Annotated in this window: 26 protein-coding genes; 21 read left to right on the top strand and 5 right to left on the bottom strand. The window is 56.7% G+C overall.

The window, feature by feature from the left end:
* Positions 1–210 precede the first annotated feature (210 nt).
* From gshB to ACJAXR_RS12100, 7 genes are all read left to right on the top strand, one after another.
* Positions 211–1173, top strand: coding sequence for a glutathione synthase (gshB, locus tag ACJAXR_RS12130; RefSeq protein ID WP_415058536.1), 963 nt, complete (start codon positions 211–213; stop codon positions 1171–1173).
* A gap of 63 nt (positions 1174–1236) precedes the next feature.
* The gene (locus ACJAXR_RS12125) at positions 1237–2148 is read left to right on the top strand and encodes an energy transducer TonB (protein WP_415058535.1); all 912 of its coding nucleotides are present in this window, start codon (positions 1237–1239) and stop codon (positions 2146–2148) included.
* Positions 2149–2208: 60 nt separating this feature from the next.
* Complete coding sequence (locus ACJAXR_RS12120; RefSeq protein ID WP_415058534.1) at positions 2209–2778, top strand: YqgE/AlgH family protein; 570 nt, start codon at positions 2209–2211, stop codon at positions 2776–2778.
* On the top strand, positions 2778–3215 hold the full coding sequence (gene ruvX / locus ACJAXR_RS12115; RefSeq protein ID WP_415058533.1) for a Holliday junction resolvase RuvX: 438 nt from the start codon (positions 2778–2780) through the stop codon (positions 3213–3215). The genes ACJAXR_RS12120 and ruvX overlap by 1 nt, the downstream gene beginning before the upstream one ends.
* The gene (gene pyrR, locus ACJAXR_RS12110; protein WP_415058532.1) at positions 3212–3721 is read left to right on the top strand and encodes a bifunctional pyr operon transcriptional regulator/uracil phosphoribosyltransferase PyrR; all 510 of its coding nucleotides are present in this window, start codon (positions 3212–3214) and stop codon (positions 3719–3721) included. Before ruvX ends, pyrR begins: the two co-directional genes overlap by 4 nt.
* Before the next feature lie 10 nt (positions 3722–3731).
* A complete protein-coding gene (locus ACJAXR_RS12105) occupies positions 3732–4742 on the top strand; it encodes an aspartate carbamoyltransferase catalytic subunit (RefSeq protein WP_415058531.1) in 1011 nt (336 codons plus the stop codon).
* A complete protein-coding gene (locus ACJAXR_RS12100; RefSeq protein ID WP_415058530.1) occupies positions 4726–5997 on the top strand; it encodes a dihydroorotase in 1272 nt (423 codons plus the stop codon). Before ACJAXR_RS12105 ends, ACJAXR_RS12100 begins: the two co-directional genes overlap by 17 nt.
* A 130-nt stretch (positions 5998–6127) precedes the next feature.
* Here the strand turns inward: ACJAXR_RS12100 and ACJAXR_RS12095 are convergent, their stop codons facing one another.
* Positions 6128–7267 carry a PilT/PilU family type 4a pilus ATPase gene (locus tag ACJAXR_RS12095; RefSeq protein WP_415058529.1) on the bottom strand — a complete coding sequence of 380 codons (1140 nt, stop codon included), beginning with the start codon at positions 7265–7267 and terminating at the stop codon, positions 6128–6130.
* A gap of 72 nt (positions 7268–7339) precedes the next feature.
* Positions 7340–8374 carry a type IV pilus twitching motility protein PilT gene (locus ACJAXR_RS12090; protein WP_415058528.1) on the bottom strand — a complete coding sequence of 345 codons (1035 nt, stop codon included), beginning with the start codon at positions 8372–8374 and terminating at the stop codon, positions 7340–7342.
* 80 nt (positions 8375–8454) lie between these two features.
* On the opposite strand from ACJAXR_RS12090, the gene ACJAXR_RS12085 reads away from it, so the two are divergent.
* The 11 genes from ACJAXR_RS12085 (at position 8455) to ACJAXR_RS12035 (ending at position 16799) form a co-directional block, all read left to right on the top strand.
* Entirely contained in the window at positions 8455–9186 is a 732-nt protein-coding gene (locus ACJAXR_RS12085; RefSeq protein WP_415058527.1) for a YggS family pyridoxal phosphate-dependent enzyme, read from the top strand.
* On the top strand, positions 9183–10001 hold the full coding sequence (gene proC, locus ACJAXR_RS12080; RefSeq protein ID WP_415058526.1) for a pyrroline-5-carboxylate reductase: 819 nt from the start codon (positions 9183–9185) through the stop codon (positions 9999–10001). The genes ACJAXR_RS12085 and proC overlap by 4 nt, the downstream gene beginning before the upstream one ends.
* Before the next feature lie 9 nt (positions 10002–10010).
* Entirely contained in the window at positions 10011–10601 is a 591-nt protein-coding gene (locus ACJAXR_RS12075) for a YggT family protein (RefSeq protein ID WP_415058525.1), read from the top strand.
* Positions 10598–10924, top strand: coding sequence for a DUF167 family protein (locus ACJAXR_RS12070; protein WP_415058524.1), 327 nt, complete (start codon positions 10598–10600; stop codon positions 10922–10924). The genes ACJAXR_RS12075 and ACJAXR_RS12070 overlap by 4 nt, the downstream gene beginning before the upstream one ends.
* A gap of 85 nt (positions 10925–11009) precedes the next feature.
* A complete protein-coding gene (metX, locus tag ACJAXR_RS12065; RefSeq protein WP_415058523.1) occupies positions 11010–12149 on the top strand; it encodes a homoserine O-succinyltransferase MetX in 1140 nt (379 codons plus the stop codon).
* A 5-nt stretch (positions 12150–12154) separates the two neighbouring features.
* On the top strand, positions 12155–12745 hold the full coding sequence (metW, locus tag ACJAXR_RS12060; RefSeq protein WP_415058604.1) for a methionine biosynthesis protein MetW: 591 nt from the start codon (positions 12155–12157) through the stop codon (positions 12743–12745).
* A 10-nt stretch (positions 12746–12755) separates the two neighbouring features.
* Entirely contained in the window at positions 12756–13196 is a 441-nt protein-coding gene (locus ACJAXR_RS12055) for a DUF4426 domain-containing protein (protein WP_415058522.1), read from the top strand.
* Positions 13189–13797, top strand: a complete 609-nt coding sequence (gene rdgB / locus ACJAXR_RS12050; RefSeq protein ID WP_415058521.1) for an RdgB/HAM1 family non-canonical purine NTP pyrophosphatase — start codon at positions 13189–13191, stop codon at positions 13795–13797. The genes ACJAXR_RS12055 and rdgB overlap by 8 nt, the downstream gene beginning before the upstream one ends.
* 17 nt (positions 13798–13814) lie before the next feature.
* The gene (gene hemW / locus ACJAXR_RS12045; RefSeq protein WP_415058520.1) at positions 13815–14969 is read left to right on the top strand and encodes a radical SAM family heme chaperone HemW; all 1155 of its coding nucleotides are present in this window, start codon (positions 13815–13817) and stop codon (positions 14967–14969) included.
* A gap of 149 nt (positions 14970–15118) precedes the next feature.
* Entirely contained in the window at positions 15119–16279 is a 1161-nt protein-coding gene (locus tag ACJAXR_RS12040) for an iron-containing alcohol dehydrogenase (RefSeq protein WP_415058519.1), read from the top strand.
* 85 nt (positions 16280–16364) lie between these two features.
* Positions 16365–16799 (top strand): acyl-CoA thioesterase, encoded by a 435-nt coding sequence (locus tag ACJAXR_RS12035; RefSeq protein WP_415058518.1) that lies wholly within the window; start codon positions 16365–16367, stop codon positions 16797–16799.
* 59 nt (positions 16800–16858) lie between these two features.
* On the opposite strand, the gene gloA is transcribed toward ACJAXR_RS12035, so the two are convergent.
* From gloA to ACJAXR_RS12020, 3 genes are all read right to left on the bottom strand, one after another.
* Positions 16859–17401, bottom strand: coding sequence for a lactoylglutathione lyase (gloA, locus tag ACJAXR_RS12030; protein WP_415058517.1), 543 nt, complete (start codon positions 17399–17401; stop codon positions 16859–16861).
* 36 nt (positions 17402–17437) lie between these two features.
* The gene (locus ACJAXR_RS12025) at positions 17438–18298 is read right to left on the bottom strand and encodes a crotonase/enoyl-CoA hydratase family protein (protein WP_415058516.1); all 861 of its coding nucleotides are present in this window, start codon (positions 18296–18298) and stop codon (positions 17438–17440) included.
* A gap of 176 nt (positions 18299–18474) precedes the next feature.
* Positions 18475–19566 (bottom strand): flavin monoamine oxidase family protein, encoded by a 1092-nt coding sequence (locus ACJAXR_RS12020; RefSeq protein ID WP_415058515.1) that lies wholly within the window; start codon positions 19564–19566, stop codon positions 18475–18477.
* A gap of 210 nt (positions 19567–19776) precedes the next feature.
* On the opposite strand from ACJAXR_RS12020, the gene ACJAXR_RS12015 reads away from it, so the two are divergent.
* The 3 genes from ACJAXR_RS12015 (at position 19777) to ACJAXR_RS12005 (ending at position 21867) form a co-directional block, all read left to right on the top strand.
* The gene (locus ACJAXR_RS12015; RefSeq protein ID WP_415058514.1) at positions 19777–20409 is read left to right on the top strand and encodes an EAL domain-containing protein; all 633 of its coding nucleotides are present in this window, start codon (positions 19777–19779) and stop codon (positions 20407–20409) included.
* A 15-nt stretch (positions 20410–20424) separates the two neighbouring features.
* Positions 20425–20835 carry a BLUF domain-containing protein gene (locus ACJAXR_RS12010; protein ID WP_415058513.1) on the top strand — a complete coding sequence of 137 codons (411 nt, stop codon included), beginning with the start codon at positions 20425–20427 and terminating at the stop codon, positions 20833–20835.
* 99 nt (positions 20836–20934) lie between these two features.
* Complete coding sequence (locus tag ACJAXR_RS12005) at positions 20935–21867, top strand: formate/nitrite transporter family protein (RefSeq protein ID WP_415058512.1); 933 nt, start codon at positions 20935–20937, stop codon at positions 21865–21867.
* Positions 21868–21949: the final 82 nt, after the last annotated feature.

Here is a 21949-nt window from a genome sequence, read left to right as displayed (position 1 = left end):
ACGTCATGGCGACGCCAAACAACCGTCTCCCTTTTCGCGTAGTTTTATCACAATTTCGGCGGCCAATCTATTTGGCAATCAGGGAAGCCGGCATTTCGATTCCAAGTCATAAGATATGAGACATCTCGCAGCATTAGTCAACCTTTCACCCCAGGCCAGCCGAGGTTACACTCGTCAAGCATTCAGCCTCACTCAGCGGACCGACTCCCTATGCACATTCGCCTCGGCATCGTAATGGACCCCATCCATGCGATCAGTTACAAGAAAGACAGCTCCCTGGCCATGTTACTAGCCGCGCAAGAGCGTGGGTGGGAGCTAATCTATTTAGAGCCGCAAGACCTCTATCTTGCCGACGGTCTGGCGATGGGGCACGGTCGCGTGTTGCGCGTACATGCCGATCCTGAGCATTGGTTCGACCTGAACGAAGCCGTGCATGAACCATTAGCCAATCTCGACGTGATTCTGATGCGTAAGGACCCCCCTTTCGACGACGAGTTTCTCTATTCCACCCACATATTGGAAGCGGCTGAAAAAGCAGGCGTATTGGTCGTCAATCGTCCAGCCAGTCTGCGTGATTGCAATGAAAAGCTGTTCGCCACTCAATTCCCCCAGTGCGCTCCGCCTAATCTGGTAAGCCGCCGCGCAGATATTCTGCGCTCTTTTATCGCAGAACACCGTGACGTGATTCTCAAACCGCTCGAAGGGATGGGCGGATCGATGATATTTCGCATTCGCGAGGGGGACAGCAATCTCAGCGTGATCATCGAAACGCTCACCCGACACGGCCAGCAGCAGATCATGGCGCAGCGCTATGTGCCAGAGATCAGCAATGGCGACAAACGCATATTGATGATTGAGGGCGAACCAGTGCCCTACTGCCTGGCACGTATTCCACAAAAAGGCGAAACCCGTGGCAACCTGGCTGCCGGTGGACGCGGCGAAGCGCGCCCCCTGACGGATCGTGACCGTTGGATTGCCGCTCAGGTTGGCCCCTCGCTTCGCGAGCGTGGGCTCTTGTTTGTTGGGCTCGACGTCATTGGTGACTACCTCACCGAGATAAACGTTACGAGTCCCACCTGTATCCGCGAGATAGATGCTGCTTACCAGACCGATATCGGTGGTCAGCTGATGTCAGCAATCGAGCGCCAACTTCAAGCGCGGTCGGGCGCATAGACTTTTTCGGGATTGCGCGGCAGACTGCGTAGAAATGCGAGACAGATCCCGCCTACGGACAGCATGAAAAAAGCCACCAAATTGACTGATCATCCGGCCAACCACGCTCCTGTGGAGGTGACCTCAGGCGATCGCCTGGGATTCACCTTGTTTCTGGCAGCGGTATTGCACGCACTGGTCATTCTTGGCATAACCTTCGACATGCCTGCGCCCAGCGAGCTACCCAAGACATTGGAGATCACGCTGGCCACTCAGCCCAGCGAGAGAGCACCCGAGAAGGCCGATTATCTGGCTCAGCTCAATCAGGAAGGCAGCGGTACGCTGGATGAAAAAGCAGCGCCGAGCACCACGGCAGAATCGGTTTTTCAGGATGCCGAGATCAACACAGTGACGCCCCCACAAGAAGCCAGCGCGCCGCCGCCCAAGCCGGTGGTCGAGAAACCGGTGGTCACTACCACCTCGGTACAGCCCGACCGCGTTGCAAGTGCGCCCGAGGCGCCACCCCCGGAAAAGAAAACCTCCAACACGCTGTTGCGCTTTGACCGGAGTCAACTCTCGGCAGAAATCGCCAGTCTCGAGGCGCAGCTAGCAGAAGAGCGGCAGCTATTCGCCAACCGACCCCGCGTGCATAGGCTCAACGCTGCTTCCACCATGCAAGACAAGGGCGCCTATTACAAAGACGCTTGGCGCCGCAAGGTCGAACGCGTAGGTAACCAGAACTACCCGGGCGAAGCACGGAGCTCGCGTATTTATGGGAGTTTGCGGCTGCTCGTTTCGATCAACCGCGACGGTAGTCTGCGCGAGGTACAGATTCTCGAATCATCGGGCCATCGCATTTTGGATAACGCAGCCCAGCGGATCGTCCGACTGGCCGCACCCTATGCGCCCTTTACCGGCGACCTGATGGATGTGGATGTGCTTGAAATCATCCGCACCTGGCGATTCGAGCCAGGTGACACGGTTTCCAGCTTTTAGTCTGGCTGGTAACCGCCGCTGGCGCTTGAAGCTTGTCGCTCAAACCCCAATACTAAGCGTATGAGCCAAATCACCCCGAGCTACCTCAAACACCATTTTCTGATTGCCATGCCGCACATGGCTGATCCGCGTTTCGTCAACAGTCTTATTTATCTGTGCGACCATGATGAACAGGGCGCAATGGGCCTGGTCGTAAACCAGCCCGGCGATCTCAATCTGGCCGATATTCTCGATCAGTTGCAACCCACATCCGAGATACCCGGTTCGGTGGCCAGCGTACCGGTCTACAACGGCGGACCGGTGCAGACCGAGCGCGGCTTTGTGCTGCACCGAGGTCCCGAGCAATGGGAAGCGAGCATGGACCTGGGACTTTTGCAACTGACCACATCCCGGGACATTCTGCTTGATATGGCTCACGGAATAGGTCCGCGCGACGTACTGATCATGCTCGGCTACACCGGCTGGGACGCCGGGCAACTGGATCAGGAACTAGCCGATAATGTCTGGCTGAGCTGCCCCGCGGATAATCACATTCTGTTTGAGTTGCCCAGCGACCAACGCCTAGCTGCCGCGGCGCGCACGCTGGGCGTGGATCTGAACCTGATGACCAATCAGGCCGGACACGCCTGATGGGCTCGCACAAGCGGGCCATGGGCTTCGATTACGGCACTCGCCAAATTGGCGTTGCTGTGGGCCAGAGTCTGACCTGCAAAGCCGAGCCTGTTACTGTGTTGCGCGCGCGAGACGGGGTCCCTGACTGGGAACAGGTGGGTCGCCTCATCACTGAATGGAAGCCGGACATGCTGGTCGTAGGCCTGCCTTTGAACATGGACGGCACCCCAAGTGAGATGAGCGGTCGGGCCGAAAAATTTGCACGCCGCCTGCACGGACGCTTCAACCTGCCAGTCGACTGCGTGGATGAACGTCTTTCCACTTTTGAGGCCAAACAAAGCCTGCGTGACAGCGGCCGCACACCTGCCAGCTACCGGGATAATCCCGTCGACAGCCTGGCGGCGGCCTTACTACTGGAAACCTGGCTTGGCAACCTGCCAAAGGAGATATCATGAAGGCTCTGCCCGATGTAGCCCCATTGCTCGAGGGCATGGCTGCGGATCTGATCGCGTATCTGTCCCGGCGCGGAATCAAGGACCCCGCATTCGTCGGCATCCATACCGGAGGTGTGTGGATTGCTGAGCAACTGCGTAATCAATGTCTGCCGGATGCGCCATTAGGGACGCTGGATATTGCGTTCTATCGTGATGATTTCGAGCAGAATGGCTTACCGCCCCGGGTTCGTCCCTCTGAACTGCCTTTCAGCGTGGACGACCGCAACCTGATTCTGGTTGACGACGTGCTGATGACCGGCCGAACCATCCGCGCGGCACTCAACGAATTGTTTGATTACGGCCGGCCAGCATCGGTAACGTTGGTCGCACTGATCGATATAGAGGCGCGGCAACTACCAATACGGGCTGACGTGCTCGGTACCAGCCTGACCCTGCCAGCCGATCAGCGGATAAAATTGACCGGACCTGAGCCGCTGCAACTGACCCTGAACCCCGTCACAAAGTAGTGAGAGTCCAATGAGCCTGATACCCAGCCATCTGCAACTTAACCATCAGGGTCAGTTGCGCCATTTTCTGACTATAGAAGGTCTGTCCAGAGAATTGTTGACCGAGCTGTTGGATACTGCCGACTCGTTTCTTGAAGTGGGCGAGAGAGCAGTCAAAAAGGTGCCTCTGCTGCGCGGTAAAACGGTATGCAACGTTTTCTTCGAGAACTCGACACGCACCCGCACCACCTTCGAGCTGGCAGCCAAGCGTCTGTCTGCCGACGTACTGAACCTCAATATTCAGACCTCCTCGACCAGCAAGGGTGAGACACTCTACGACACGCTGCGCAATCTCGAAGCCATGGCGGCCGACATGTTCGTGGTACGCCATGGCGACTCAGGCGCAGCCCATTTCATTGCCCAGCAAGTGTGTCCGGACGTGGCAATCATCAACGCCGGTGACGGCAATCACTCCCATCCGACCCAGGCCATGCTTGATATGCTGACCATCCGCCGCCATGCCGGTGGCTTCGGGGACCTGTCTGTAGCCATTGTGGGCGACGTCCTGCATTCGCGTGTTGCTCGCTCGAACATGCAAGCACTGCATACTCTGGGCTGCCCCGACATCCGGGTAATCGCCCCGCGTACTCTGCTACCGGCGGGTATAGAGCAATACGGTGTGCGTGTATTCAACGACTTGCGTGTCGGACTACGCGACGTTGACGTGGTTATCATGCTGCGGCTTCAGAAGGAACGCATGCAAAGTGGCCTGCTGCCCAGCGAGGGGGAATTTTATCGACTCTACGGCCTGACTCGCGAAACCCTCGCATTGGCCAAGCCAGATGCCCTGGTCATGCACCCGGGACCCATCAATCGCGGCGTTGAAATCGAATCCGAAGTCGCCGACGGGCCCCAGTCAGTGATCCTCAATCAAGTCACCTACGGAATCGCCGTACGCATGGCCGTGATGTCGATGGCCATGGCTGGCCAAAACGCCCAGCGCCAGTTCAACCAGGAGGCCAAGCATGCGATTGACGATTGAAGGCGCACGGGTCATCGATCCGGCCAATCAGCTCGACCAACTTACTGACCTGCACATCGCCGATGGTCTAATCGTAGCCATCGGTGTCGCTCCGGAGGGCTTTCAGGCCCAGCAGCATATCGATGCTCGAGGCCTGATCGCCAGTCCCGGCCTGGTTGATCTGAACGTCAGCCTGCGCGAACCCGGGCGCACCCGCAAAGGCACAATCGACAGCGAAACCCGTGCTGCCGCAGCCGGTGGCGTCACCAGCCTGTGCAGCCTGCCAGACACATTGCCCGTACTGGATACCCCGGCAGTCGCCGAGCTGATTCTTGAGCGCTGCGAGCGCGCCGGGCACGCTCGGGTGTTCCCCTTTGGTGCCTTGACCCACGGGTTGGGTGGCGAACACCTGAGTGAGCTGGTGGCCTTGCGTGATGTTGGCTGCGTAGCCTTTACCCAAGGTCTCGCACCCATGAAAAGTAACCGAATCCTACGCCGGGCCCTTGAATACGCGGCGGGTTTCGATGTGCCCGTTGTGTTCATGCCCCAGGATCCGGAAATGGCAGAGGGCGGCAGCGCCCATGAGGGCCCTACCGCCACTCGCATGGGACTGATTGGCATTCCCGAAACAGCTGAAACCATCGCCCTGGCCCGCGACTTGCTGCTGGTCGAACAGACCGGTGTACAGGCGCACTTCAGCGGCCTGAGTAGTGCCCGTGCCATGGACATGCTCGCCAATGCCCAGGCTCGCGGACTGCGGGTAACAGCTGACGTTGCGATGTATCAGTTGTTGTTATGCGATGAAGACCTGGAAGGATTTTCCAGCCTTCTGCACGTATTACCACCCTTGCGCAGTAAAACTGATCGACATGCGTTGCGCCAGGCATTACAAAGTGGCGTGGTGCAGGCCATTTCCTCACACCATCAGCCCCACGAGCAAGAGGCAAAACGTGTACCCTTTGCCGCCTCAGCAACTGGCATCAGCAGCATCGAGGTGCTACTGCCTTTGGCCATGACGCTGGTGGCCGATGGTCTGTTGGAGCTACCGGCACTGTTGTCGCGGCTCACCTGTGGACCCGCCAGCGCGTTCGGACTGCCTGCCGGCACGCTCGGCCTTGGCGCAGCAGCGGATATTGTATTATTTGACCCAGTGGCAGCCAGTCTGATCGGTCAAAACTGGATTTCCAAGGGCGCAAACTGCCCCTTCATTGGCCAGGGAGTGCCCTGCAAGGTCACTCACACTGTCTTTAATGGCAAACTGGTATACCAAGCCTAAAGAAGGCCCGGCTTGATTAGGTGCGGGGGTCGGGTACTGCCCGATACTGCTGCTTGGCTTGAGGCAACGCACTCAGAAGGCTACAGCCCCTCAAAGTGGGATCAGGCTGCAGTCAAAGACTGGCGCTTAATCAGCGCCGATGGTCATCGTCGTTGCCTTCCAGAGCAAAGTCGTTCTTGCTTCCCATCATTAGCGTTTTACCGTCACTTTCCAGCCCCAGCTTGATCAGCAGGCGCAGATCGTTGGCTGAATCGGCATGAGCCAGCGCGTCTTCATAGGTTATCTCACCCTGGCTGTATAATCTGTAAAGCGCCTGATCGAATGTCTGCATCCCCAACTCGTTGGACCGAGCCATCAGGGGCTTGAGCTCATGCACCTCGCCCTTGCGGATCATGTCCGCAGCCAGAGGCGTATTCAGTAACACCTCGATAGCCGCGCGACGGCCCTTGCCATCCGGGGTCGGAATCAATTGCTGCGCGACGATCGCTTTCAGGTTCAATGACAGATCCATCCACACCTGTTGATGCATTTCGGTGGGAAAGAAGTGGATGATTCGGTCCAGCGCCTGGTTGGCATTGTTTGCGTGCAGTGTGGCCAGACAGAGGTGACCCGTTTCGGCGAAGGTCACGGCGTGATCCATGGTTTCCTTGGTCCGAACCTCACCGATCAAGATCACATCCGGGGCCTGACGCAGTGTATTTTTCAGCGCAACTTCAAATGAATCAGTATCGATACCGACTTCCCGCTGGGTGACAATACAATTCTGATGCTGGTGAATAAATTCGATCGGGTCTTCGATAGTAATAATATGGCCGCTGGAATTCTTGTTCCGATAACCGATCATCGACGCCAACGACGTGGACTTGCCAGTACCCGTGGCACCCACAAAAATCACCAGTCCGCGTTTGGTCATCGCCAGCTTTTTGAGAATTTCGGGTAGGCGCAGCTCTTCCATCGTCGGGATATTGATCTCTATGCGGCGCAAGACCATCCCCACCAGGTTACGCTGGTAAAATGCGCTGACCCGGAAGCGGCCGATACCGCGAGCACTGATCGCAAAGTTGCATTCACGATTCTCAGCAAATTCCCGGCGCTGGGCTTCCGTCATCACACCCAGCACGGTCTCCCGGGTTTGCTCGGGAGATAACGGCGTCTTGGTCACGGGTAAAATCTTGCCATTCATTTTCATGCTTGGCGCTACACCGGCGGTAATGAAAAGGTCCGAAGCGCCCTTCTCGACCATCAGCCGTAACAGTTTCTCGAACTCCATGGTATCTCTCTTCTAGGACGTTTCAGGTCTAGGACGTTTCTAAGACATGCTGCCGCAGCATCGCGGCAGCGATCAGAATGCGTCTGGCGACTTGGCCTTTTCTCTGGCGCTTTCCCGGGCAACGATCCCTTTGGCCACCAAGCCCTTGAGACACATATCGAGTGTCTGCATGCCCAGGTTACCGCCCGTCTGGATTGCGGAGTACATCTGCGCAACCTTGTCTTCACGAATCAGGTTACGGATGGCCGCGGTCCCGATCATGATTTCATGGGCGGCCACCCGCCCGCCGCCAATTTTTTTCAACAGCGTCTGCGAAATGACTGCAGTCAGGGACTCGGACAGCATGGAGCGAACCATGGACTTCTCTTCCGCGGGAAACACGTCAACAACACGGTCGATCGTCTTGGCCGCCGATGTCGTGTGCAAAGTACCGAACACAAGGTGACCAGTCTCGGCCGCGGTGAGTGCCAGACGGATGGTCTCCAGGTCACGCATCTCACCCACCAGAATAATATCCGGGTCTTCACGCAGGGCCGAGCGCAGCGCTTCGGCAAAACCCAACGTATCGCGATGGACTTCGCGCTGGTTGATCAGACACTTTTTCGATTCATGCACGAATTCGATTGGGTCTTCGATGGTCAACACATGCTGATACTTAGTGCAGTTCAGGTAGTCGAGCATAGCCGCCAGCGTGGTGGACTTGCCCGATCCAGTTGGACCGGTGACCAGCACCAGACCCCGAGGGACGTCGGATATTTTCTTGAACACATCCCCCATACCCAGATCCTCCATGCTCAGAACCTTGGAGGGAATAGTACGGAATACCGCACCGGCGCCCCTGTTCTGGTTGAAGGCGTTAACCCTGAAGCGGGCTACACCGGGCACTTCAAATGAAAAGTCGGTTTCCAAAAACTCTTCGAAATCCTTTCGCTGCTTGTCGTTCATTATGTCGTAGATCAGACCATGCACCATCTTGTGGTCCATTGCCGGTACGTTGATACGACGCACATCACCATCGACTCGAATCATGGGCGGCAATCCTGCCGACAGGTGCAAGTCCGACGCGCCCTGCTTGGCGCTGAAGGCTAACAGCTCGGTTATATCCATTGGGTTCCCCATTGCAACCTGCAAGCATGTAGAATGCTTAAAGATCTTTTTCCGATATTGGCTAGGTAGTAATCTTGGTAATGTCTACGATAGCAGAGAATATTGCAAACGTTCGTGAACGTATTGCACGCTCAGCGGTGACCGCGGGCCGCAATGGCGAGGATGTCACTCTGATTGCGGTGAGCAAAACGCGCCCAGAAAGTGCGGTTCGCGAAGCCTGGAATGCTGGCCTGCGCGATTTTGGCGAAAACTACCTGCAGGAAGCCTTGGAAAAAATCAAAGCGCTGGCCGAGCTGCCACTTGTCTGGCATTTTATCGGCCCGATTCAGTCAAACAAGACACGTCTGATCGCCGAGCATTTTGATTGGGTGCACGGGGTGGATCGTCTGAAAATAGCCCAGCGCCTGTCCGAGCAACGACCCGCCGAGATGGGTTCACTGAACATCTGCCTGCAGGTCAACATCAGTCGCGAGACAAGCAAGTCCGGCGTACTCCCCGAAGACGTTGCCGAACTGGCCGCTGCTGTCGCCGCGTTGCCGGGGCTGCGCCTACGCGGGTTAATGGCTATCCCCGCCCCTGCCGATGACAGCGACGCTCGACGCATCCCTCTGCGCCAGCTGCGGGAGTGTCTGGAGACAATTCCACTGCCGCTGGATACCTTGTCCATGGGCATGAGCGACGATATGGACGAAGCAGTTCAGGAAGGCGCGACGCTGGTCCGCGTGGGCACTGCCCTATTCGGCCAGCGCCACAAGACCGCCAACAGCAACCCTATTAATGCCACCAACAACCCGACAGAGGACACCCCATGAGCGCTCCCATCATCGGTTTCATCGGCGCCGGCAACATGGCCACAAGCCTGATCGGCGGTATGCTGCAGCAGAACATCAAGCCCGAACAAATTATTGCCAGTGACCGCACGCCCGAGCAATGCGAACGTCTCAGCAAGCAATTTAGCATTCGTACCAGCGCGGATAATGCCGTGCTGGCGGCCGAATGCGACGTCCTTCTGCTGGCGGTGAAGCCGCAGGTTATGCAGGCGGTTTGCCGTGCACTGCCTGGGGAGCGCAAGCCCGGTCAGCTGATTATATCGATCGCTGCAGGTATCGACTGCACGAGTCTGGAAAGCTGGCTAGGCAACGGCAGTGCTATCGTGCGTTGCATGCCCAATACGCCGTCTTTGCGTCGTCAGGGCGTCAGCGGTTTGTTTGCCAACGCCAGCGTAAGTGACACACAGAAACAACAAGCGGAAAGCATCCTCAGCGCGGTAGGCATTAGCCTCTGGCTTGAGCAAGAAGAGTTGATCGACGCTGTGACGGCTGTGTCCGGCAGCGGTCCGGCGTACTTTTTCTATATGATGGAAGCCATGACTGACGCCGGAGAGCGACTCGGTCTGCCACGCGAAACGGCAGAGCGGCTGACACTCTTTACTGCCCTAGGCGCCGCCGACATGGCCGTGCATAGCGACGTCGATGCCGCCGAATTGCGCCGCCGCGTCTGCTCTCCCGGCGGCACAACCGAGCAGGCAATCAACAGTTTTACCCGAGATGATCTACCCGCGATCGTAGATCGCGCGATGCAGGCCGCGGCAACGCGCGCGGCCGAAATGACCAAGGAATTTGCCTGAGGAGGCCCCATGAACAATTTGAATATGGCCGCCATTTATCTGATCCAGACACTGGGCAGCCTGTATCTAGTCATCGTCCTGATGCGCTTCATTCTGCAGTTGGTAAAGGCAGACTTTTATAACCCGATCTCGCAATTCATCGTCAAGGCGACCAAACCGCTATTGATGCCATTGCGTCGTATCGTCCCCAGTTTTGGCGGCATCGATTTTGCTTCCCTGGTGCTGGCGCTGATCCTGCAGATGGCGTTAATGGCCGTCATCATCAAATTGTTGGGCGCTGCCCTGCCAAACCTCGTCTTTTTGCTGGTCTGGTCGTTCATAGCGGTCGCAGCCCTATTTCTTAAGATCTTCTTCTTTGCACTGATCATCAGCGTGATCCTCTCCTGGGTTGCGCCGCAAAGCGGCAATCCTGCGGCGATAATGGTGCAACAATTGAGCGAGCCGGTAATGGCCCCGATCCGCGCCATTCTGCCATCCATGGGCGGTCTGGATCTCTCACCCATATTTGCCTTCATCGCGCTGCGTCTGATCGACATGCTGGTGATCGCCAACATGGCTGCAGCAACCGGTATGCCCCAAGGCCTAACGCTGGCGCTGTGACCGCTGAAAAAGGCAGCCCGACGGCTTTTTACACCTGGCACGGCGCCGATCTGATCCTCGATTGTCATCTGCAACCCAGCGCAAGCACCATCGGTTTCGCCGGGCAACATGGGGAGAGGCTTAAGGTACGTATCAGCGCTCCGCCGGTAGACGGCAAGGCCAACAAGATGTTGCTGGCTTTCCTCACCGAACAGTTTGGCGTCAACAAGCGTCAGGTCAGTCTGCTCAGCGGCCAGCAAAGCCGGCAGAAACGCGTCTTGATCGTTGCACCGCAGACGTTGCCAGAATCGTTGGGAATAGCAGATGGGGCATATATTGCGTGAGGCACTAGCGCTCTTTAGACTGGCGCCTCGATAGTTGAAGCGGCTCCGGCTGGCAGTCGTCAAACCACACAGGAACAGGTTATTCATGTCCAGATTCCCCGCTGACTCAGTCGGTCTGGTGACACCCCAGCGTGAAGCGTTTTCCGAGCCGCTATCGCTGGCATGCGGCAAGTCGCTGACTCAATTCGAACTGGTATTTGAAACCTATGGGATGCTCAACGCCAATCGCAGCAACGCCGTACTTATCTGTCACGCACTATCGGGACATCACCATGCTGCGGGCTTTAACAGCGAAGATGAACGCAAGCCGGGTTGGTGGGATGCGTGCATCGGACCGGGGAAGGCCATTGATACAAATCGATTCTTTGTTGTCAGCCTGAACAACCTGGGCGGCTGTCACGGTTCCACCGGACCCTCGAGCATTGACCCCGCTACCGGCAAGTCATACGGCGCACACTTCCCCGTACTGACTGTTGACGACTGGGTCAACAGTCAGGCACTGCTTGCCGATCGACTGGGGATCGACTGCTGGGCTGCGGTGGTTGGCGGTAGCCTGGGTGGCATGCAGGCGCTGCAATGGGCGATCAATTATCCCACCCGAATCCGTCACTGCATGGCGATTGCGACTGCGCCTAAACTCTCTGCGCAAAATATCGCCTTCAATGAAGTCGCGCGCCAGGCAATCATCAATGATCCGGACTTTCACAACGGCGATTACGCCGCCTTCGGGGTTATTCCCAAGCGGGGCTTGATGCTGGCCCGCATGGTCGGACATATCACCTACCTGTCCGATGACTCCATGGGCGAGAAGTTTGGCCGAGAGCTGCGTACCGACGTCCTCAATTATGACTTCACCAGCGTCGAGTTCCAGGTAGAAAGCTACCTGCGCTACCAAGGTCAGGAATTTTCCGAGCGCTTTGACGCCAATACCTATCTGCTGATGACCAAGGCACTGGACTACTACGATCCCGCAGGCGCGCACGGTGGCAATCTGGCCAGCAGCATGGCTTCGATCCAGGCCCGGTGCATGGTGATGTCGTTTACCACCGACTGGCGTTTCTCCCCCGCCCGCTCGCGGGAACTGGTGGATGCCCTGTTCGCTGCCGGCAAGCAGGTCAGCTACCTGGAGATAGAAGCAGCACAAGGCCACGATGCCTTCTTGTTACCCATTCCCCGTTACGTCCAGGCATTCCAGGCCTACATGAACCAAATCGAGGTGGCCTGATGAGTATGCGCGCAGATCTGGAAATCATTCAGGAATGGATAAAACCTGGCAGTCGTTTGCTGGACCTGGGCTGTGGCGATGGCGAGCTGCTGCGTTACCTGTCCGACCACCGCAAGGTAACCGGCTACGGGCTAGAGATTGATCCAGAGAAAATCAACGCCTGCATCGAGCGCGGCGTTAACGTGATCGAGCAAAACCTGGATACTGGCCTGGGCAATTTTGGCGATGACACCTTCGACAGCGTGTTGATGACCCAGGCGCTGCAGGCGGTGCATTACCCTGATCAAGTACTGGAAGAGATGCTGCGCATAGGCCGCGAAGCCATACTGACCTTCCCTAATTTTGCCCATTGGCGCTGCCGTTTATATCTGGGTACAAAGGGTCGCATGCCGGTCTCGGAGTTCATGCCCTACACTTGGTACAACACGCCTAACATTCACTTTTGCACCTTCAAGGATTTCGAAGACCTGTGCCGTGAGCGCTCGATTCGCATCCTTGATCGCCGGGTGGTTGACCAGACCCACCGCAGCAGTTTTCTAAGCGGTTTGTGGCCGAATCTGTTGGGCGAAATCGCCATATACCGGGTTACCCGATAGGAGAAACATCATGTTCCGTGCCCTGCTCTGCAGCATGCTATTACTACTACCTCTGCTGGCTAACGCCCAACAAGCCAGCCCCCAGCGCTTCGGCGACATGCTGGTGTACCACAACACCTTTAACAGCAGCTATCTGCCACCGGAGATAGCTGCCAATACCGGATTGACCCGCGGACCCAATCACGGCGTATTAAACATTGCTGTGCAGCAGCAGACGCCGCAAGGGCCCGTGGCAATGGATGCCCTGCTCAACGGTACAGTGACGACGCTGCTGGGGCAGCGAACCACCCTGGATTTCCTCCGGATAGAAGAAGACGGTGCGATCTACTTTGTCGCCAATTACATGGCTACCCAACGCGGGCTGCTGCGTTTTGAGGTGGAAGTCCGACCCAGTAACGGCGCCGTCACCCAGACCTTACGCTTCCAGCAGGAGTTTTTCCCCGATGAGTGAGGCGAAACTGCCTTTTCAGCAATTGGTTCTGGCCAGTGGAAATGCCGGCAAACTCAAGGAGTTGCAGGCGATGCTCGGTGACTCGGTCAGCGTGCTGCCGCAAAGCGAGTTTGTGGCCGAGGAAGCGGTAGAGGATGGCCTCAGTTTCGTCGAAAACGCCATCATCAAGGCGCGCCATGCCTGCAAAGCGTCCGGCTTGCCCTCACTGGCGGACGACTCGGGAATCGCCGCCGACGCACTCTCCGGCGCGCCCGGCATCTATTCCGCTCGCTACGCAGGTGTAGGTGGCGATGCGGCAAACAATGCCAAGCTGCTTCAGGCGCTCGAAGGACTATCCACAGAGCAGCGCGGTGCGCGTTTTATTTCCGTTCTGGTACTGATGCTCCACGCCGATGATCCTACGCCGATTATCTGTGAAGGCGTCTGGTACGGCAGCATCCTCAACGAATCACGGGGTGATCATGGTTTCGGTTACGACCCGTTGTTCTGGGTGCCCGAAGCCAACTGTTCCAGCGCCGAACTCAGCCCGGCCGAGAAGAACCGCTTGAGCCACCGCGCCAAAGCCATGGCGCAGCTGCGAGCACGTCTGGGACTCAATTGAGTAATCGGCAAAGTAACATGTCAGCTCCTTCTAGCCGCTTGCAACTACCACCGCTTTCGGCTTATATGCACATCCCCTGGTGCGTGCGTAAATGTCCTTATTGCGACTTCAACTCCCACGTCAGTGAGCAGGGCCTGCCTGAAGCCGAATACATCGATGCACTGATTGCCGATCTGGAACTGGATCTACCGAGCGCCCAGGGCCGTGAGCTGACCTCGATCTTTTTCGGCGGTGGCACGCCCAGTCTATTTTCCGCAGAGAGTCTGGGCCGCCTGCTCGATGCCATGGCCAGCCGTTTGACGTTTGCGCGCGATATCGAAATTACCTTGGAAGCTAATCCCGGTACCTTCGAGCAAGCCAAGTTTGCCGGTTATCGGGCTGCGGGTATTAATCGCCTGTCCATCGGTATCCAAAGCTTCAATGCGATTCATCTGAAAGCATTGGGCCGTATTCATGACGATCAGGAAGCATTGGCCGCGGTTGCCATGGCTCGCAAGGCTGGATTCGACAATCTCAATCTGGACCTGATGCACGGCCTGCCGGGTCAATCCCTAGAGGACGCACTGGCAGACATCAACCAGGCTATTGAACTGGGTCCTGAACATCTGTCCTGGTACCAGCTGACTCTGGAACCCAACACCGTGTTCTACAATAAGCCGCCTATACTGCCCGTAGAAGATACCCTTTGGGCCATACAGGAGGCCGGTCAAGCCAGACTGGCTGAGGTGGGTCTGGCACAATACGAAGTCTCTGCCTACGCGCAGCCCGGTCGACGGGCGAGGCACAATCTTAATTATTGGCAGTACGGTGATTTTCTTGGTATCGGCGCCGGCGCCCACGGCAAGCTGACCTACCCCGACGGCCGTATTGAGCGCTACTGGAAAACCCGGCAACCCAAGGACTACATGGATCCGGGCAAAGACTACTGCGCCGGCCGCAAAGACATCGCCGGCGATGATCTGCCATTCGACTTTCTGATGAATGCACTGCGCTTGAATGACGGCGTAGCGACCTCCCATTATCTGTCCCGCACGGGCCAGTCGATTGAAGCGATCACACCGCAACTCGATGCAGCACTGCGCAAAGGCCTGATCGAACCCTGGGACCATCAACTGCGACCTACCGAGCGGGGCCGATTGTTTCTCAATGATCTCCTCGAGATGTTTCTGTAGCAGCAAGCTCTCAACAGCGAACCCTTCATGCCAGAGCCGAGCCTGAATCATCGCAGGGCAAGGTTTACGATTCGCATGACGCTTATGACTTGCAGCTTAAAGCATGCACCCATACAGTATCGCAAATTGTCTCATTGTCCGAGGTGCCCATGTCTCCCTTCCTGTTTGCCACCACCGCCCAGATTCTCTGCGAATCCGGCTCGGCCATTCGTCTGGCTGAACTTTGCAAAGAACGCAGCGCCGCCCGTGTGATGATCGTGACCGACCCGGGTATTACCCAATTGGGGATGCTCGATGACATTCTCCCAGGCTTTGCTAAAGCCGGCATGGCCGTAGAAGTATTCGATGCCGTACAGGCGGATCCACCAGAGTCTGTCGTCATGGCAGCCGTAGAGCAGGGCCGTGCAATGCGCGCCGACCTGGTCATCGGCTTTGGCGGCGGCAGCTCAATGGACGTAGCCAAACTGGTTGCCTTTCTCGCCCATCCAGGTTGTCAGCAACAGCTGCAGGATATCTATGGTGTGGGCAATGCAAAAGGCCAGCGCCTGCCGCTGATTCAGGTTCCTACCACCGCCGGCACTGGTTCGGAAGTCACCCAGATATCCATCATCACCACCGGTGAAACCACCAAGATGGGCGTAGTCTCGCCGATTCTGCTGCCGGATATGGCTCTGCTCGATGCTGACCTGACCCTGGGCCTGCCCCCTGCTGTCACTGCTGCTACCGGCATCGACGCCATGGTGCACGCGATTGAGGCGTACACCAGCAAGATCAAAAAGAATCCCCTGTCCGACATGCTGGCCCGTGAAGCGCTGCGCCTGCTGGCCGCCAACCTCGACGAAGCTGTTCATAATGGCCGTAACCGCGAAGCCCGTCAGGCCATGCTACTCGGCGCTCTGCTGGCCGGCCAGGCATTTGCCAATGCACCGGTGGCCGCCGTGCATGCACTGGCGTATCCCCTGGGCGGTCATTTTCATATCCCCCACGGCTTGTCCAACGCCCTGGTGCTACCCACGGTGATTGGCTTCAATGCGCCGGCCGCAGAAAATCTGTACGCCGAATTGGCGCCGCTGCTGGTCGCTGACCTAAAGCCTGGCAACGCGGCAAGCCTGACCAAGCAGCTGGTTGCAGCCCTGGCTGACCTCAGTCCGCGCTGCAATCTACCTACACGCCTGCGCGACGCCGGCGTGCCTGAAGACATGCTGCCGCAACTGGCCAAGGACGCAATGCTGCAACAACGCCTGCTGGTCAATAACCCAAGAGAAATGACTGAAGCGGATGCACTGGCCATCTATCGTCAGGCGTTCTGATTAATCCGTAAAAATGCGATACCAAGGGGCGCCGGACGACTAATCTGGTTACCCTCAATTGCAGACTCTGCACAGAGACATCAAGATGACGAGCAAACCCCAACGCAACGAATACCCCTACCTGCACCCCATCACCACCCGCTGGCACGATAATGATGTCTACGGCCATGTGAACAACGTGGTGTATTACAACTATTTCGACAGCGCGGTGAACAGCTGGCTTATCGAACAGGGTGGACTGGATATTCACCAAGGCGAGCAGATTGCCTTTGTGGTTAGCTCGGGTTGCGACTACTTCGCCCCCATCGCCTTTCCCGACGCCATTGAAATCGGCGTACGCGTGACCAAACTGGGCAACAGCTCAGTGCACTACGAACTGGCGGTGTTCAAGGCGGGGACAGAGGCGGCTTGCGCTGTGGGCCGCTTTATACATGTGTTCGTCGAGCGCGTAAGCAATAGCTCCTGCGCGATACCGGCTGGCCCCAGAGCGGCTCTTGAACGCTTATTGGTCAAGACCTGAACTGAGGAGTCACGCGAAGCCCGTTATCGCGCTTATCCCGCACCGCATGGTCTGCCTGCTTAGCCGAGTACCCCAGGCAAGTCCCCCGGAGAGAACAGTTCGATCCAGTAACCGTCTGGATCGCGGATAAAGGCAATATTATTCATCTTGCCATCCTGCGGGCGCTTGACGAAGCTCACACCCAGTTCTTCAAACCGCGCGCAGGCCGCTGCCAGATCAGGTACCGCAAAGCCGATGTGGCCAAAACCCTTGGGCTCGTCGTTACCGTTGTGATAGGTAAAGTCCGCGTCATCCTCGGTACCCCAGTTGTGCGTCAACTCAAGCATGGCCGGGCGTCCAAAGGTCTGTACCAACCGCTCCTTCGGATCCTTGGACCAGTGTCCCAGATCATGACTGTCAATCGCGGCCAAAAAATACAGACTGAATCTCATCTGCTCAAAATCCAGCTTCTTGACCAACGTCATGCCCATAATGCGTGTATAGAAATCCAGAGTAGCGTCGGGGGATTTAATCCGCAGCATGGTCTGGTTGAAGACAAAGCCTTCGGTACCCGGATCGCGATTTTCACATAGCCCGTTAGCGGGCTCGAAGTGACGACTCATAGAGAACTCCAGAATGTATTGAGTGCAAAAACGTCCTTACTTGAAGAGCCGCTCATTCCACCAGGGGTAAAATGTCGGACGATCCTTGCTCGGACTGAGCTTGAACTGCGGCGACCTTTTTTCAAGAAATGACTGCACACCTTCCTGTGCATCGGCAGACTCGCCCATGAAGGCGATCGCACGGGAATCGACCTTATGCGCTTCCATTGGATGATCCGCACCCATCATGCGCCACAACAACTGACGGTTGAGCAATGTAGACATGCCCGATGTGTTGTCGGCAATCTCGCGGGCCAGGGCGTAGGCTGCAGGCAGTAATTCGTCTGGCTCATGAATACTGCGAATCAGACCGCCCTTGAGTGCCTCTTCGGCATCAAATACGCGACCGGTATAGACCCACTCGGCAGCCTGCATAGGACCCACCAGTCGGGGCAGGAACCAGCTGGAGCAGGCTTCCATAGTGATGCCACGACGGGCAAAGACGAAGCCGAAACGGGCCTTGGTCGACGCCATGCGAATATCCATAGGCAAAGTCATGGTCGCGCCGACACCCACTGCCGCGCCGTTGAATGCGCCAATGACCGGCTTGGTACACTCATAGATGCGCAGCGAAACCATGCCGCCGCCGTCACGCAGCGTGTCGCCCTCAGGTTCATTCTGGCGCTTGTGACGGTTGAAGGTATCACCGCCCTTCTCCAGGTCCGCGCCCGCGCAGAACGCCTTGCCAGCACCGGTCATCACCACGACCCGGACCGCATCATCGGCGTCGGCAGCATCGAAAGCCGCAATCAGTTCACGGCACATCGCTGCGTTGAACGCATTCATACGATCAGGACGGTTGAGAGTCAGCGTCAGGATGCCATCGCGCACCTGATAGTCGAGGGTTTCATAAGACATAATGTAGCTCCATAGCGATCTGCAAATGGGCATCAGTGTAGGACCCGCCGCTCACAGCTGCCAGCTGCCTCACTCAGGCGTATATCCGGGCATAGGCTGAGCCGATGGTGCATCTCAAAACAGGCAACACGAGGGGCCAAAAGCTGCATTCGACGAAAACAACTGTGCATGGATTTCTAATCACCCTGCGGTAATACAGCGCCGGGCACGCTTTTGCTCAACTCACTCAACGCTTTGTCGACAGCCTCCAGTGCGCCCTCCATATAGCCGCCCTGCTCGCCACCTGCCTCACTGCCGATCAAATGCAGTGTTTCGCCCCATGCGGACAGGTGCGCTCGACTTAGCTCATGACGGCCATGCTGCCCCTGCGCAATCTGATCCTCTTCCGTCGCGGTGAATGGATCTGTTGCCCAGTCGTAAATGTAGTCATCAATAGGGTTAGCCGCTGCATCGCCAAATAAGCGTTTCAGCTGTTCACGGCACAGCGCCTTTAAATCCGAGGCAGCCATGTCTTGACGACCAGCCGCGTCGATACCCACAAAACCAAACAACGCAGACCCACTCTCATTACAGGCATCGTGAATTTCGGCTAATGGACCAACATGGCTGAACGCATCACCCGACAGGCCTTGCTCACGCCAGAATGGCCTGGCATAACGTGCAACGTACTTTGCATGGGCAGCCATCCATGTCGGCACATTGGCCATCTGTTGAAGCGCGATTGGCGACAAGGAGGGCGTAAAGTGAACGCGACCTGCCAACCGAGGCGGTATAGCCAGCCAGAGCTGTGAATAAAGCGATGATTGGATATGGTGGTCAGAGAACACCAGGCGCAGATCTTGATCTTCCATGTGAACGGATATCAGTGCAGCGTCGAGGTGAACAGCCGCCTGCGGCAAAGAGGACGCCAGTGCTTGCACCAAACGGCCGGTACCCCCTTCAATCCGCATTGAGATGTTGCCCGAGCGATACCCTTGTCTGCGCAGTATGCCCGTGGCTGGACTCTCGACCAGCGCGTCCCCATCTTCGTATTGCTGAAATGTTGGCAGGCCTAGTTCAGCCACCAGATTCTGCATGCGAATCTGGAAGTCTGGCCAGAACCACGAAGGCCCGAGATCAAAGCCCCCTGGTTCTGTGGACAGGATACGTCCACCCAGACGAGCGCGTGACTCAAACAGATCAAACTCAATTCCCCGACCATAGAGACGGTAAGCCGCGTAAACCCCAGCCAACCCTCCTCCGATAATAGCAATTTTCTTTTTAGTCACGATTCATCTCGGCGTGCAAAAACTGATTCCGATCATTATGTCGCATCCAACCTGACAATGATGAAAAAGCATGTGGTTCTGGTGATACAACAGGCTTCATCTTGAGCAAACGTCGGTGAATAAAGTTTGATCTGACAGGCAGCCTATTAAGCAACGAAACTCGCCAAAGGAGCTGACACCACAAGCCTGCTGCGCAGCGCCGATCTGGCGATGTACCGTGCCAAAAGCGACGGTCGCGGTACCCTGCGTTTATTCGAGCCAAAAATGGACGCCGAAATGCGCGCGCGGCGCAGTCTTGAGGCGGACCTGCGCCTGGCCCTCGGGCGTGGAGAGCTCGAATTGACTTATCAGGCTCAGGTCAACGCCATAACTGATGTCGTTTGTGGCGTCGAAGCGCTGCTGCATCAGCGTCACCCGCGGCTCGGCATGATTAATCCGCTCGACTTTGTCTCGCTGGCTGAGGATATGCTGCTGATCGTACCCATCGGCCGTTGGGTGCTTGAGCAAGCTTGCCGGGACACCATGACATGGCCGGCATCGGTGCGCATAGCCGTCAACGTATCGTCAATACAATTCCGGCATGCCAGCCTGCTGCGCGATGTGCTTGGGGCGTTGCAAGATAGCGGCATGCCTGCTCACCGACTGGAGCTAGAAATCACTGAAAGTTTGATTGTGGCCGACGCGCAACAAGCGCTGTCATCATTACGCGAATTGCGCGATCTGGGTGTACATGTGGCGTTGGATGATTTCGGTACAGGCTATTCTTCAGTGAGTTACGTGCGTGACTTTCCTTTTGATCGCATCAAAATCGACCGCTCGCTCGCAGCTGTAAAGGAATCCTGAGCCCTGTTTGAACGATTGCTCTACATCAGTTGCGCTCAGCCCGATGTTGAAGCATGGACCGTCTACGACATCATTCGCGTCTCCCACAACCGCAACAGCGCATTTGATTTGACCGGTGCATTGCTGTTTCTGGACGGCTATTTCGTTCAGGTACTTGAAGGTGAGCCGCTTCGCGTACAGGAGCGCTTTGGAATTATCACCGCTGACCCACGACACCACGACGTGCAACTGCGTAGCGCCTCACGGGTAAGTACCCGTCTTTTTTCTGAACAATGGATGGCTTTACGATTGCGAAACGAGATCGACAGCCGGCGATTCGAAGAAATCAACTATCGCCCGGGGCTGCCTGCTGAGCATTTTGACGCTGCTACCGTCCTCTGTTTCGTGCAGTCCTGCTGCGCTGATTCGCAGCAGCAGCCGACCTAAACAGCCTCTTCTTTTTCGCTTGCCCTTCTAAGCGTTCGCGATTTCTTCCTGGTCAGCTATCATTTCTATACGCTTATCGGATGTTGAGGGGACGGTTGAATGACGGACAAAGAAGTCAACCAGAAAACCCCCTCGAATAAAAAATCCACCGACACCCGTGGCGAACAAATGGCTCGCGATGAGGAAAAGGCGCGCGAGTCGAGGAATCCGCCACAAAATCCGAGCGAAGAATCACTGAGCCTTGAAGAGCGCGAAGCAGTCGCCGAGCATGGCAACCTGACTGCGCTTACCGTCTATTCGGTTATTCTGCGCGAGGGCGAAGAGGAACTCAAACGACCGGTAACCTCACTCTGGTGGTCCGGGGTAGCAGCAGGCATTGGCATATCGACTTCGGTTCTTACCCAGGGAATTATCCGCACCCATCTTGGCTCGGATCACCCTTATCTGACCTTGATCGAAAGCCTTGGCTACTCCTTCGGTTTTGTTCTGGTCATTCTGTGCCGACTTCAGCTGTTTACTGAAAATACCATCACTGTTGTACTGCCGGTGCTGGCCCAGACCAGCCGCGATCGGCTTTACTTCACTGCTCGTCTTTGGGCCGTTGTGCTGACGGCCAATCTGTTTGGAACCTTCCTGACAGCTGCCATCAGCGTGCACGGGGGCGTTATCCCGGCAGAAGTGCTAGCTGCAATAATGGACATATCCCGGCATGTTTCAGAACTAACACCCACCGAAGCTTTTTTGCGCGCTATCCCTGCGGGATTTTTTATAGCCGCGCTGGTGTGGATGCTGCCCTCGGCGAAGGGCTCCGAAGTATGGGTTATCGTGATGTTTACCTGGTTGATCGCTGCGGGCGGCTTTACCCATGTAATCGCCGGGTCGAACGAAATTTTCAGTTTGGTGCTCAATGGAGAGATGCGTATCTCTACTGCCCTTATTTACCATATTGGCCCGGTACTAGTAGGTAATATCCTGGGTGGAACAGGACTCTTCGCCATGCTCGCCCATGGCCAGGTCCATGAAGAAATGTGACGCGTCACTCGTTGACTGAACCTGTGGGGAAACAGCCTACTATCGCAGCTAAATAGCCCAACCAAATAGGATTTCAGCTGAG

Origin of the sequence: Halopseudomonas sp. (assembly GCF_047631575.1) — a bacterium.
GTDB lineage: Bacteria > Pseudomonadota > Gammaproteobacteria > Pseudomonadales > Pseudomonadaceae > Halopseudomonas.
Note: the sequence above shows the minus strand (reverse complement) of the source record. Positions and strands in the feature narration are given on the sequence as shown.